Origin of the sequence: Frigoribacterium sp. CFBP9030, assembly GCF_034045195.1 — a bacterium.
Taxonomy (GTDB): Bacteria; Actinomycetota; Actinomycetes; order Actinomycetales; family Microbacteriaceae; genus Frigoribacterium.
The window spans coordinates 1-12,462 of sequence record NZ_JAXCWG010000018.1; the positions used below are offsets into that span (position 1 = coordinate 1).

The 12,462-nt window shown below is 72.5% G+C and carries 13 protein-coding genes; 6 read left to right on the forward strand and 7 right to left on the reverse strand.

Annotation, left to right across the window (positions count from 1 at the left end; genetic code table 11):
- Positions 1-103: 103 nt before the first annotated feature.
- The 3 genes from SOM13_RS14305 to SOM13_RS14315 form a co-directional block, all read right to left on the reverse strand.
- Positions 104-1,567: a DHA2 family efflux MFS transporter permease subunit gene (locus SOM13_RS14305; RefSeq protein WP_192058963.1), complete on the reverse strand. Its 1,464-nt coding sequence runs from the start codon at positions 1,565-1,567 to the stop codon at positions 104-106.
- 132 nt (positions 1,568-1,699) lie between these two features.
- A complete protein-coding gene (locus SOM13_RS14310) occupies positions 1,700-2,575 on the reverse strand; it encodes an ABC transporter permease subunit (protein ID WP_243215812.1) in 876 nt (291 codons plus the stop codon).
- The gene (locus SOM13_RS14315) at positions 2,572-3,522 is read right to left on the reverse strand and encodes an ABC transporter ATP-binding protein (protein ID WP_243215813.1); all 951 of its coding nucleotides are present in this window, start codon (positions 3,520-3,522) and stop codon (positions 2,572-2,574) included. The genes SOM13_RS14310 and SOM13_RS14315 overlap by 4 nt, the downstream gene beginning before the upstream one ends.
- 182 nt (positions 3,523-3,704) lie before the next feature.
- On the opposite strand from SOM13_RS14315, the gene SOM13_RS14320 reads away from it, so the two are divergent.
- Together SOM13_RS14320 and SOM13_RS14325 are read left to right on the forward strand one after the other, a co-directional pair.
- The gene (locus SOM13_RS14320; RefSeq protein ID WP_243215814.1) at positions 3,705-4,409 is read left to right on the forward strand and encodes a DedA family protein; all 705 of its coding nucleotides are present in this window, start codon (positions 3,705-3,707) and stop codon (positions 4,407-4,409) included.
- Positions 4,410-4,442: 33 nt separating this feature from the next.
- Positions 4,443-5,096: a histidine phosphatase family protein gene (locus SOM13_RS14325; RefSeq protein WP_243215815.1), complete on the forward strand. Its 654-nt coding sequence runs from the start codon at positions 4,443-4,445 to the stop codon at positions 5,094-5,096.
- Here SOM13_RS14325 and SOM13_RS14330 read toward each other — a convergent pair.
- Positions 5,093-6,337, reverse strand: coding sequence for an FAD-binding protein (locus SOM13_RS14330; protein WP_320480099.1), 1,245 nt, complete (start codon positions 6,335-6,337; stop codon positions 5,093-5,095). The genes SOM13_RS14325 and SOM13_RS14330 overlap by 4 nt on opposite strands.
- 55 nt (positions 6,338-6,392) lie before the next feature.
- Between SOM13_RS14330 and SOM13_RS14335 the strand changes: the two genes are divergently transcribed.
- The 4 genes from SOM13_RS14335 (at position 6,393) to SOM13_RS14350 (ending at position 9,570) form a co-directional block, all read left to right on the forward strand.
- Positions 6,393-6,851 carry a MarR family winged helix-turn-helix transcriptional regulator gene (locus tag SOM13_RS14335; RefSeq protein ID WP_320480100.1) on the forward strand — a complete coding sequence of 153 codons (459 nt, stop codon included), beginning with the start codon at positions 6,393-6,395 and terminating at the stop codon, positions 6,849-6,851.
- A gap of 269 nt (positions 6,852-7,120) precedes the next feature.
- Positions 7,121-8,539 (forward strand): peptidoglycan DD-metalloendopeptidase family protein, encoded by a 1,419-nt coding sequence (locus tag SOM13_RS14340; RefSeq protein ID WP_320480101.1) that lies wholly within the window; start codon positions 7,121-7,123, stop codon positions 8,537-8,539.
- A 95-nt stretch (positions 8,540-8,634) separates the two neighbouring features.
- Positions 8,635-9,153 (forward strand): GNAT family N-acetyltransferase, encoded by a 519-nt coding sequence (locus tag SOM13_RS14345; protein ID WP_243215817.1) that lies wholly within the window; start codon positions 8,635-8,637, stop codon positions 9,151-9,153.
- A 57-nt stretch (positions 9,154-9,210) separates the two neighbouring features.
- Complete coding sequence (locus SOM13_RS14350; RefSeq protein WP_192058949.1) at positions 9,211-9,570, forward strand: hypothetical protein; 360 nt, start codon at positions 9,211-9,213, stop codon at positions 9,568-9,570.
- A gap of 48 nt (positions 9,571-9,618) precedes the next feature.
- Here the strand turns inward: SOM13_RS14350 and SOM13_RS14355 are convergent, their stop codons facing one another.
- The 3 genes from SOM13_RS14355 to SOM13_RS14365 all read right to left on the reverse strand — a co-directional run bounded on the left by SOM13_RS14355 (position 9,619) and on the right by SOM13_RS14365 (position 12,328).
- Positions 9,619-10,455, reverse strand: coding sequence for a hypothetical protein (locus SOM13_RS14355; RefSeq protein WP_320480102.1), 837 nt, complete (start codon positions 10,453-10,455; stop codon positions 9,619-9,621).
- A 162-nt stretch (positions 10,456-10,617) separates the two neighbouring features.
- Positions 10,618-11,310: a PadR family transcriptional regulator gene (locus SOM13_RS14360; RefSeq protein WP_320477781.1), complete on the reverse strand. Its 693-nt coding sequence runs from the start codon at positions 11,308-11,310 to the stop codon at positions 10,618-10,620.
- A 151-nt stretch (positions 11,311-11,461) separates the two neighbouring features.
- Positions 11,462-12,328 carry an HpcH/HpaI aldolase/citrate lyase family protein gene (locus SOM13_RS14365; RefSeq protein WP_371740671.1) on the reverse strand — a complete coding sequence of 289 codons (867 nt, stop codon included), beginning with the start codon at positions 12,326-12,328 and terminating at the stop codon, positions 11,462-11,464.
- Between the last annotated feature and the right edge of the window lie 134 nt (positions 12,329-12,462).

Sequence of the window (12,462 nt, forward strand, 5' to 3'; positions counted from 1 at the left end):
GCCACGCCCGGCGCCCCGGGCGCCACGCCCGGGGCCCCCGGGCGGGCGCTCCACCAGGGGCCCGGCGCCCCGTGAGCGAGGCCACGGGGCGCCAGGGGCGGGGCTAGTGCGCGACGGGCGGGGCGTCCTGTGCGGGGCGGCGGACGAAGAACGCTCCGACGACGGCGAACACCGAGATGATCGCTCCGACGAGGAACGCCGCCCGCACGCCAGCGCCGGTCGCGGCGACGTCGACCACGCCACCGCGCGCGGCGGCCGTCGTCGCGAGGGTCATGACCGTGATGAACACCGCCGTCCCGGCTGCGCCGGCCAGCTGCTGCACAGTGCCGACGATGGCACTGCCGTGCGAGTACAGGTTCGACGGCAACGAGCCGAGCCCCGACGTGAACAGCGGGGTGAACATCAACGCGAGTCCGATGCTGAGGGCGACGTGCGCGCCGAGGATCATCGGGATCGGGGTCGCCTCCGAGACGGTCGACATGAACCACAGCACGGCGCTGACCAGGATGGTGCCGGGCACCAGCAGGACGGTGGGGCCGTGCTTGTCGAACAGGCGACCGACCACGGGCGACAGCAGCCCCTGCACGAGCCCGCCGGGCAGCAGCAGCAGACCGGTCGACAGCGGGTCGAGGCCGTGCACGTTCTGGAGGTAGATCGGCAGCACGATCAACGTGCCGAACAGTGCGATCATGCCGATGCCGAGCACGGTCGCCGAGATGGTGAAGGTGCGCGACGAGAAGGTGCGCAGGTCGAGCAGGGCGCGGTCGTGGCGCTGCAGCGAACGCTGACGCAGCACGAAGACGACGAGCGCGGCGGCGCCCACGGCGAGCGGCACCCACGCCGGCACGGCCGCCTCGGCGCCCTCGCCGATCGAGCTGAGCCCGAACACGATGCCGCCGAAGGCGAAGGCCGACAGGATCACCGACAGCACGTCGAGCGGCACCTTCTTCGGTGTGGTCACGTTCTTCACGCGGGCCGCTCCGAGCGCCAGCGCGGCGAGCGCGATGGGCAGCACGAGGATGAACATGAAGCGCCACTCGAGCACGCTGAGGATGACGCCCGAGATGGTCGGTCCGATCGCCGGAGCGACCGAGATGACGATCGAGATGTTGCCCATCGTGCGCCCGCGGGTCGCCGGCGGCACGAGGGTGAGCACCGTCGTCATGAGCAGCGGCATCATGATGGCCGTGCCCGAGGCCTGGACGACGCGGCCGAGCAGCAGCACGCCGAACCCGGGTGCGACGGCCGAGATGGCGGTGCCGAGGCTGAACAGGCTCATGGCCGTGATGAACACGGGTCGGGTGTTGAACCGCTGCAGGAGGAACCCGGTGATCGGGATGACGACCGCCATCGTCAGCATGAAGCCGGTGGTCAGCCACTGGCCGGCCGTGACCGTGATGTCGAGGTCGCGGGTGAGGCTCGGCAGGGCCACGCCCATGATCGTCTCGTTCAGGATGACGACGAACGCCGAGACGAGCAGGAGGCCGATGACGAGCTTGTTGCGCGCCGCCGTCCCGTCGTCGTCGAGGGGCTCGGTGGTCGTCGCCGGGGATGTCGCGCTGGTCAAATGGGGCTCCTCGAGGGTGACGGCGGGTGTGCCTGTGCGTCCGAACGCACGAGACGGTCCGGTTCTTCCCGATCCGTGAGGATGGGTCGAACCGGACCGTCCAGAGCGCCGAGGAGGCGCGGTGCGGGTGGGTCAGACGTCGCGGCGCTTGACGAGGGCGAGCCCGGCCGCGAACAGCGCCACGACCCAGCCGACGAGCACGAGCAGCGCCTGCCAGGGCTCGAGTCGGATCGCTCCGTCGACGGCGGGAGCGGTCAGCATAGAGCTGCCGTCGACCACGTACTCGTAGATCCGCGAGGCGGCGGTCGGCGGGATGAACTCGTTGAGCGAGTACACCCAGGTGCCCGAGACGAGGCCCATGGCGATCGAGAACAGGATCGGCACCACGAAGACGACTCCGATGGCCGCAGCGATGGCGCCCGTGCTGTTGCGGATGATCATGCCGAGACCGAACGCGATCATGGCCATGAACGCGACCGAGGCGGCCGCGCCGAGCATCGAGAGCCAGTACTTCCCGTCGGCGAGGTCGAGCTCGATGTCGACGCCGCGCAGCAGGGGCACGGCGAGCAGCGACGTGATGGCGAGGCTGATGGCCGAGACGACGAAGGTGCCGATGGCCACGATGATGAGCTTCGCGATGAGCGCCGGGGTGCGGCGGGGCACGGCGGCGAAGGTCGAGCGGATCATGCCGGTGCCGAACTCGCCTGTGATGATCAGCGCGCCGAGCACGGCGGCGACCAGCTGCGCGAAGGCGACGCCGATGGTGGTGACCGACGCCGCGAGCGACTGCTGCTGCTCGGGCGTGGACTCCATGCCCTCGAAGCCGGAGGCGACGGCGCTGAACAGCGCCCCGAATCCGATGATCAGCACGGCGATGATGGCGAAGCACCACACGGTGGAGCGGAGGCTCCGGAGCTTGATCCACTCGGAGCGCAGGACGCCGCCGAAGGTGACCCCGCCCCCGGCGGAGCGCGGACGGGACTGTCTGGTGGGAGCGCTGGTGCTCATCGCTGGGCCCCTTCGGTGGTGGGGGACGCGGCCGTGGTGGGCGCGCCTCCGGCGTGGTAGTCGACCGAGTCTTGCGTCAGGGTCATGTAGGCGTCTTCGAGCGAGCGGACCAGCGGGGTCAGCTCGTGGAGGACGATGCCGGACGCAGCGGCGAGTTCGCCGACGCGCTCGGCGGTGATGCCGCGCAGCTCGACGAGGCCGGGCTCGACGGGGGTGACGGCGACGTCGTGCGTCTGCGCGAGTCGAACGAGGTCGTCGGCCCGAGGGCTGCGGACGCGCACGGCTTCGCCCGAGGCCTGGGCGATGACGTCGCTGACGGGGGAGTCGGCGAGCACGCGGCCCCGGCCGAGGACGATGAGGTGGTCGGCGGTCTGCGCCATCTCGCTCATCAGGTGCGACGAGAGGAACACGGTGCGCCCCTCGCCCGCGAGGTGCCGCGCCAGGGTGCGCACCCAGACGACGCCCTCGGGGTCGAGGCCGTTGACGGGCTCGTCGAGGATGACCGTGGCCGGGTCGCCGAGCAGGGCCGCCGCGATGCCGAGGCGCTGCCCCATGCCGAGCGAGAAGCCGCCGACGCGCTTCTTCGCCACCGATTCGAGACCGGTCAGGGCGATGACCTCCTTGACGCGGGATCTGCCGATGCCGTGGGTCGCCGCCATGGCGAGCAGGTGGTCCGCCGCCGAGCGGCCGCTGTGCACGGCCTTGGCGTCGAGCAGCACGCCGACCTCGTGCAGGGGTGCGGTGTGGTCGGCGTAGCGACGGCCGTTGACCGTGACCGAGCCGGCCGTCGGCCGGTCGAGCCCGACGATCATGCGCATCGTGGTCGATTTGCCGGCGCCGTTCGGTCCGAGGAACCCGGTCACGAGACCGGGCCTGACGGTGAACGACACGTCGTCGAGGGCGAGCTTGGCGCCGTACCTCTTGGTCAAGCCATGGGCTTCGATCATCGGTGGGATGTCTCCTCTGTCGCAGGTCGTGGGGCCGCCAGCGGCGGCCTCGTCCAGAGGTCAGCCTAGGAGCCGGCCCTCACGGGCGATATCCCTCGGGCGGACGAGATCGGGCGCGGTCGGAGTCCTCCGAAGGGACGAGGAGGCGCGGTGTCCGGAGGCGCGGACGCTACAGTCCTCCGGTGACCACCGCCTCCCTCCTCGCCTCCGCCCTGCCCGCCGCCTCGGGCGGATTCCTGCTGTTCGACCCCGAGTCGCTGCTGCCCGCGCTCGGGCCGTGGGCCCTCGCCGGGATCTCGATCATGATCTTCATCGAATCGGGGGTGCTGTTCCCGTTCCTGCCCGGCGACTCGCTGCTCTTCACCGCCGGGCTGCTGCACGAGGCCCTGGGCCTTCAGGTCTGGACGATCGCGCTCTGCGCCTTCGTCGCGGCGTTCCTCGGCGACCAGGTCGGGTACCTCCTCGGCAACCGCTTCGGCCGGCGCTGGTTCACGCCCGACGCGCGGATCCTCAAGACGGCGCACCTCGAGAAGGCCGAGGCGTTCTTCGCCAAGTACGGCGGCGTCTCGTTGATCCTCGGCCGGTTCGTCCCGATCGTCCGCACCTACGTGCCCCTCGCGGCGGGCACGGCGGGCTACCGCTACCCGAAGTTCCTCCTCTTCAACGTCGTCGGCGCCTTCGTGTGGGCCGTCGGCATGGTGGTGCTCGGCTCGCTGCTCGGTGGCATCCCGCTGATCCGCGACCACGTGGACGTGTGGGCGATCGTGCTCGTGCTGCTCTCGGTGACACCCGTCCTGATCGCCGGGCTGCGGAGCGTGCTGCGGGGCCGCCGCGAGCGCGCCGCGGCCGACGCGGCGGCCGGCGCCACCTCCACCGACCGCCGCTGAGGAGTGTCGGAGGCCCCCTCTAGGGTGGTCGGCATGCGCCTCCTCCTCATCCGCCACGGTCAGACCCCCGACAACGTCGTCGGCCGACTCGGCACCGCCGCACCCGGCCCGGGTCTCACCGATCTCGGTCGACGGCAGGCCGCAGCGGTGCCCGCGGCGCTCGCCGACGAGTCCATCGGCGCCCTCTACGTGAGCACGCTGCGACGCACGCACGAGACGGCGGCGCCCCTTGCCGCAGCGCTCGGCCTCGAGCCGATCGAGGTCGCCGGCTTCCGTGAGGTCATCGCCGGCGAGCTCGAGGCGCGCAGCGATCACGACGCGGTGTCGACCTACCTGGGCGCCGTCGTGTCGTGGGTGTCCGGCGATCTCGACCGGCGGCTGCCCGGCTCCGAAGACGGCCATGAGTTCTTCGCCCGCTTCGACGCCGCCGTGGCGGGCGCCGTCGCCTCGGGTCACGAGACGGTCGCGGTGGTCAGTCACGGTGCCGCGATCCGCGGCTGGTGCGGCTCCCGATCGCACGGGTCCGCCGAGTTCGTGGCGCAGCATCCGCTCGAGAACACCGGTGTCGTCGTGCTCGAGGGCGATCCGGCGTCGGGCTGGCGGCTCGTCGCCTGGCAGGGCGCCCCGGTCGGCGGCCCCGAGCTCGACGACGACACCGACGCCGACCCCACCGGCGAGGGCTTCTAGCCGAGCAGTCGGTCCATGTAGGGGCTGCGGAACGTGCCACCCGGGTCGACGTCGCGCATCAGCTCGACGAACGAGCCGAACCGCGGATACCGCGAGACGATCGACGCGGGCGGGAGAGACGTCAGCTTGCCCCAGTGCGGGCGCGGTGCGAAGGGACGCAGCGCCTCCTCGACCCGCTCGACGAGGGCCGCCACCTCGACGGGGTGCTTCCGCCACGTGAACGCGATGGCGAGGCTGTCGACGGGGGTGGGGCTCAACCACAGGTCGTCGCCGGCGACCGTGCGGGTCTCGCAGGTGTGCAGGTGCGGGCGGAGGTCGTCTCCGAGCAGCTGGACGGCCCGCAGCGCCACCGCACCGTCGCCGAGTGCGACGAAGTGCTCGCTCTGCAGCTCGGACCCGTTCGACGGCGTGGCATCGAGGCGGAAGTGGGGCAGCCGGTCGAGCCACGCGCCGACGCTGCCGTCCATCGGCGTCTGCGAGCCGCCCGTCACCTCGGCGTGCTCGTCGACCGGAGCCCGGGAGGCGCCGAAGAGTCGCCGGGGCACCGTCACGTCGTGCGCATCGGCCGGCACCCGGGACTTCACGAGCACCTCGCGGATGCGGTCGTCGAACTCATGGAAGAACGAGACGCTCGCCCCGGCCGACATGACCTCGACGAGGTGGTCGTCGACGCTCGACCAGGGCAGCCCCACGAAGGTGTCCTGCCGCATGCGGTACGAGGGCTCGACGTCGAGGGTGATGCGGACCACGACCCCCAGCACCCCCAGCGCGACGACGCTGCCGGCGAACTCCGCGTCGCCGCGCCGCACCGAGCGGATCGCACCGTCGGGGCCGACGATCTCGAGGGCGGCGACCGAGCCGGCGAGGCTCTGCAGCCGGCGACCCGAGCCGTGCGTGCCGGTCGAGACGGCGCCGCCGACCGAGATGTGCGGCAACGACCCCATGTTCGCGAGGGCGAGACCCTCGGCTTCGAGCGCCTGCGCCACGGCACCGTACGTGGCGCCCGCGCCCACGGTCGCCGACCGGCGGTCGGCGGACACGACGAGGTCGAGGGGGAGGGCCGTGGTCGACACGAGCACCCCGGTGCCGTCGGCGACGTCGCTGAACGAGTGGCGGGTGCCGAGGGCGCGGATCCGCGTCGAGCCGGCCACCGCCTCCTGCAGCTCGGCGACCGACTCGGGCCTGACGATGCGCGAGGCGGAGTACGTGAGAGTGCCTGACCAGTTCCGCGTCGTCGCCATGGCCGCAGTCTGCCCGCCCGATCCGAGTCGCGCCCGTGCGGCCTAGGCTCGGACCGTGACCGACCCCGCACCGACCGGCATCGACGACGTCTACGCCGAGCTCGAGCTGGTCTCGCGCCGGGCCGTGGCCCGGGCGCGTCGTCGCAGCTCGCCGCTGACCTTCGTCGAGCACTCGCTGCTCGACGTCATCGCGGCCGAGCCGGGTCGTCGGGCCATCGACCTCGCGGCCGAGTTCTCGCTCAACCGGTCGACGGTGTCGCGGCAGCTCGCGAACCTCGCCGAGCTCGGGCTCATCCAGGGCGACGACGACCGCGAGCCGCGACGAGGGCGCGCGCTGTCGGTCACGCAGTCCGGGCTCTCGCTCCTCGCCCGGTCGATCGAGGCCAACCGCGAGGCTCTCGCCGCCCGCCTCGAGGGGTGGGAGGCCGCGGACGTCGCGGCCCTCGCCGAGTCGCTCGGACGCCTCAACTCGGCGTACCGCGACGACGAGCCGAGCGGCCGCCCGACGGTCTGACCCGGCCCGCGCCTCCTGCCGTCCGGGGGGCCGCTGCGGTGCCGCTCAGGGGACACCGCGGGGTACATCTCGGCGAACGGGTGTGACTCGTGTGACTCGTGTGAACGCATGAGACACCCCGATTGGGGACAGGCCGCCCTGCGTCAACATTCATCCCAGGCTTTACCCTTCGGTGGTCTGGCACTTAGGCTGAGCGGGTTCCCCGGACTTCGTGCGGTCGCTTCCTGCCTCCCCGTACCGGTGTCGACTTCGAGATTGGTTCCACCTCCGTGACTTCCCCCGCGTCCGCCTCCCACCTCCGGAGCCTGCCCGCCGCCGTCCTGACGGTGCTGCTCGCCCTGGCGTTCGTGGTCAGCGGGACGGTGATGGGCGCCTCGCCGGCGAAGGCCGCGACGTACCCGAGCTGGGACGACGTCCGAGCCGCGGTCGCGAACGAGAACACCAAGGCCGCTCAGATCCAGGAGCTCCAGTCGCTGCTCGGCCAGCTGCAGAGCGACGCCGCGAACGCCCAGGCCGAGGCCGAGGCGAAGGGCGCCGAGTTCGAAGCGGCCCAGAGCGACGCCGACGAGGCCGCATCGAAGCTGGCCGAGCTTCAGAAGCAGGTCGACGAGCAGAACAGGGTCGCCGACGAGAGCGAGCAGCGGGCCGGTCAGGTCTCGGCTCAGCTCGCCCGCACCGGCGGCGGCGACGTCTCGACCCAGCTGGTCGGCGACTCGGCCGGTGCCGGTGATCTGCTCTACCGCCTCGGCGCGATGAGCAAGATCACCGAGCAGGCCGACGGCATCCGCGAGCAGGCGGTCACCGACCGCAACGTGGCCGCGTCGCTGAGCGATCAGGCCGCCGTCGCCGAGAAGGCGCTGGTCGGTCTGCGGAACGACGCCGAGAGCTCCATGCAGGAGGCGCAGGCCGCGTCGGACGCCGCCCTCGCCGCCGTCACCGCGCAGCAGGAGAACGAGGCGACCCTGCAGGCCCAGCTCGCCGTGCTGCAAGACACCACCGCCAAGACCCAGCAGGACTACGAGGCCGGCGTCGAGGCCGAGCGCCAGCGTCTGGCCGCCGAGAAGAAGGCCCGCGAAGAGGAGGCCGCCCGGGTCGCCGCCGAGCTGCAGCGTCAGCAGCAGCAGGCTGCCGCCGCAGCGGCCGAGGCCGCTCGAGCCGCTCAGGCCGCAGCAGCCGCCCGCCCGAGCGCCCCGACCCCGTCGGCCCCGGCGCCGAGCCGACCCTCGACCCCGGCCCCCTCGACCGGTGGCGGTGGCGGTGGCGGTGGCGGCGGCGGTGGCGGCTGGGTCCGCCCGAGCGGCGGCTACATGTCGAGCCCCTACGGCTATCGCATCAACCCGGTCACCGGCGTCTACAAGCTGCACGACGGCGTCGACCTGGCACCGGGCTGCTCGACCCCGATCTACGCCGCGTCGTCGGGCACCGTGAGCTACGCCGGCTACTACGGCGGGTACGGCAACTACGTCCGCATCAGCCACGGTGGCGGCGTCAGCACCGCCTACGGACACATCGTCAACGGCGGCATCCGAGTCGCGAACGGCCAGTCGGTCGCCGCCGGTCAGCTGATCGCCCTCGTCGGCTCCACCGGCAACTCGACCGGTTGCCACCTGCACTTCGAGACGCGCATCAACGGCGGCTCGACCGACCCGGTGCCGTTCATGTCGGCACGAGGCGTCAGCCTGCGCTAGTCGCCGCTCGCGGGCTCCACCCGCGCCTCCTCGCGGACTCGAACCGCGCCTCCTCGGCGGCACGGAGGAGGCGCGAGAAGGAGGAGAATCGTCGGGTGACGAACGCACCCCGTACCGAGCTCCCTCCCCTCCACCTCGAACGCGTCGACTACGACGACCCCCGCGCCCGCGAGCTCCGCGCCCGCATGGACGCCGAGATGACGGCCGTCTACTCGGTCGGCCGCGACCCCCACGAGCCCGCCGAGAAGGCCGCGGCCCGTGACGCCGCACTGACGGTCCACCCCGAGAACGTCCGAGCGACCGTGCTGGTCGTGGCCGACGACGGAGAGGCCGTCGGGCACGCCGTTCTCTACGACCGCGACGGCGAATGGGAGGTCAAGAGGGTCATCGTCGACGGCGCCCGTCGTGGCCGGGGCATCGGTCGGCTCATCATGGCCGAGCTCGACTCGATCGGCCGCGCGGCCGGGGCTCGACGCCTCATCCTGCAGACGGGCGACCGTCAGCCCGACGCCGTCGCGCTCTACGAGAAGGTCGGCTGGACTCCGATCCCGACCTACGAGCCCTACATCACGACCATCCCGACGTCGATCTGCTTCGAGCGGGTGCTCGCCTGAGCGCCGACCGCCTCACGGGTGCTGCGTCGCGGTCGTCGGTCGCTTAAGGTGGGTGCCGTGATCACGCGACGAGACGCCGCCCTGCAACTCGACATCCCGCTCGAGATGGCCAAGCGGCACGGCATCCCCGCCCGGTTGACCGTCGACGAGCTGGTCGAGCTCGAGAAGTCGCCGCCAGCCTGGCTCGTGCAGTCGCGTGCCAACCGCACCGGCAAGCCGGTCTGGGTCGACCTCGCCTGCGTCGTCTGCGGGTTCCACGAGGCCGCCCGGCCCAAGAAGTGGTGGCCCGACTACACCTGGCTCAGCTGCGACGACCACGGCGTCGACGAGCTCCCCGACCCTCAGCCCGGGCTCGCCCGTCGCGAGGTCGCCGGCGTCGGCAGCCGGTTCGTCGCGATCGTCGACGAGCGCCCGTAGCGACGGGGCCGACGGGGCCGGGTCCGTCGTCGGGCCGCCGGGTCGCTGTCAGCCCGAGTACGTCACCGATGCGGGCGCGTCGAGACCCGCCAGCAGGTGCACGTAGGCCTGCCGCACGTCGTCGGCGAGCAGCTGCCGGTGGATGTGCTGATCGTGCCAGTGCCGGAGGTCGTCGGGTGAGACGTCGTCGACATGGTCGGCGACGAGATAGCTGAACGCGTAGGGTTCGCCGTCGTCGTCGAGGGTGCGGCGATAGCCGAGTCGCTCGCCGTCGACGGCGTCGACGAAGACCTCCCACCCCGGGTCGGCCCCGTCGGGCAGCGCGACGTCGACTCGCGGGTGCGCCGAACGGGCGTCGGGCACGGCGACCCGCGTGCCGAGGACGGCTCCGACCACCGGCCCGTCGGGGACCCCTGCAGGAGGCGCGCTCCGGTCGCTGCCGGACGCCACGTCGGTCACGGCCCGCTCCACGGCCGCCTCGAGCGCGCCGTCGAGCAGCTGCAGGCGCGCAGCGGCGCTGCGCAGCCAGCTCTCGAGTGCCGCCCTCTCGTCGGCGGAGAACGGTGCGTCGTCGAACGAGTGCACCGAGAAGTCCGCCGCGGCGACGGTCCACTCCCAGCTCAGCAGCACGCGGGTCAGCGCGGCGGGGTGCGGCAGCACGGCGAGGGTGCCCCGTCGCAGCCCCGGCGCCCAGTGCAGCTCGGGTTCGGGCAGCAGCCGCCGGACCTCCCCTGCCGCGGCCGCCGACGATTCGGGGACGACGAAGTCGATGCGGACCTCACGCCACGGGCTGGCGAGACTCGGCGCGACGTCGTCGTCTCTCCGCACGGTGACCGCCTGCGACATGTCGTCGGGCAGGGGCGGGCGCAGGGTCGAGTCGGTCACGGCGCGAGATTCTGGCACGGCACCTTGCGCGCCCGCCGAGAGCCCGTGCTCCGAGAGCCCGCACCGCGACCCCCGCGCCCCGCGGGCTCGCACCGCTACCCCGTGCTCCGAGAGCCCGTGCCGCGAGGGCTCGCACCCGCCGCCGAGGAGGCGCGGCGCGGGTCAGTCGGCCAGGATCGCGTAGAGCGCGCGCCGGGTCTCGTCCAGCTTCGCGGTGGCGGCGACGCGCTGCGCCTCGCTGCCGTCGTGGTGGAACTGCTTCACGACGCCCATCAGCTTCATCAGGCTGGTCTGGAACTCGCGGTCGGAGTCGCTGGCGTCGTCGGCCGTCGCGGCCCACGCCTTCTCGATCTCGGCGGAGTGCTCGGCGACGTGGGCGCGGCCGGCGTCGGTGAGGCTGAAGACGCTCTTCGACGCGGCCTCGTCGGAGACGATCAGCTCTTCGTCGACGAGCTGCTGCAGCGTCGGGTAGACGGACCCGGGGCTCGGCTTCCAGGCGCCGTCGGTGCGCTCGGCGATCGCCTTGATGAGGCCGTAGCCGTTCGACGGGGCGTCGGCGAGGAGCGACAGGATGGCGAGGCGCACGTCGCCGCGGCGGGCACGGCCACGCCCGCCGCGACCCGGGCCGAAGCCGGGGCCGCCGAACCCGGGGCCGCCGAAGCCGGGTCCGCCGGGGCCGAAGCCGCCGAAGCCCTGGCCGGGGCGGAAGCCGCGCCCGAAGGGTCGACCGAAGCGACCCCGGCCGCCGGAGCCGTGGCCGAACGGGTCGGAGCCGGACGTCGCGCCGCGCTCGTCGGAGTCATGGTGGTGGCGACGAGGGTCGCCGTCGTTCTCGAAGATGGTGTCGGTACCCATGGGGTACTCCTCTCGGGGATGTGGTCTGCTCGTGACAACGTGTCGCGATGCGTCAAAGATATGTCGCCGACTATCGTCTGTCAACCATCTGGACAGATAGAAGGAGGCGCACCCGGGTGGGTGCGCCTCCTTCTGTCCGTGGATCCCCGGGTCAGCTCGAGGGCAGCACGCCGAACGCCGAGGCCAGCTTCTCGATCTTCTGCGCGCGACCCAGGCGGGGCAGGTCGCTGCCGTCGCGGATGACGCGGCCGCGGCTCTCGAAGTCGGCCAGGAAGTCCTGCGCCCAGGCGACGTCCGACGGCGTGGGGCTGATGACCTCGTTGATGACGGGCAGCTGCTCGACGTCGAGGCAGAGCTTGCCGGTCATGCCGAGGGCGACGGCGACCGACGACTGCTCGCGCAGCACCGGGTGGCTGCTGCCGACGGTCGGACCGTCGATCGGGCCGGGCAGACCGCCGATGCGGCTGGCGACCACGAGGCGCGATCGGGGGTAGGCCATCGCCAGGTCGTCAGCGCTGGTGCCGGTGTCGCGGCGGTAGTCGCCGCTGCCGAACGCGAGGCGGTAGGCGCCGCGGGCCTTCGCGATCGCGGGGCTCTCCTCGATGCCGAGGGCGGACTCGACGAGCGCCAGCACGGGGAGCGAGCCGCCGAGCCGGTCGAAGGTCTCGGTGACGTCCTCCGGGGCCTCGGTCTTCGCGAGCATCACGCCCTGCAGACCCGGGAGTCCGAGCAGCGCGTCGACGTCGTCCGACCAGAACTCGGTGGAGTGGTCGTTGATGCGGACCCAGGCCCTGCCGCCGTCGCGCAGCCACGACACCACGTCGGCCCGGGCGGCGGGCTTGCGGGCCGGGTCGACGGCGTCCTCGATGTCGAGCACGATCTGGTCGGCGCGCGAGGCGGCCGCGGAGTCGAAGCGGTCGGGCGCCGTGCCCGGCACCAGCAGCCAGGAACGGGCGATGTCGGGGTTCGGCCGGCGGCGCGCCGCACGGTCGGACGACCCGGGGGTCTGCGTGGGGATGGCCCCCGTCGGAGTGCTGTCGGCGGTGTCGGTCATGACGTCCTCGTCTTCGGTTCGCTCGTCGGTCGGCACCACGCTACCGGTCGCCCCGGTGCGGAGTCCTCCCTCGGTCGGGCGGGCCTCCCGGCCTCGGG

Coding starts and splice junctions, on each gene's coding strand:
- SOM13_RS14325 (WP_243215815.1), top strand. CDS start 4,443: ATGCGCCTCCTCCTCATCCGCCACGGTCAGACCCCCGACAACGTCGTC.
- SOM13_RS14330 (WP_320480099.1), bottom strand. CDS start 6,337: ATGGCGACGACGCGGAACTGGTCAGGCACTCTCACGTACTCCGCCTCG.
- SOM13_RS14360 (WP_320477781.1), bottom strand. CDS start 11,310: ATGGGTACCGACACCATCTTCGAGAACGACGGCGACCCTCGTCGCCAC.
- SOM13_RS14315 (WP_243215813.1), bottom strand. CDS start 3,522: ATGATCGAAGCCCATGGCTTGACCAAGAGGTACGGCGCCAAGCTCGCC.
- SOM13_RS14310 (WP_243215812.1), bottom strand. CDS start 2,575: ATGAGCACCAGCGCTCCCACCAGACAGTCCCGTCCGCGCTCCGCCGGG.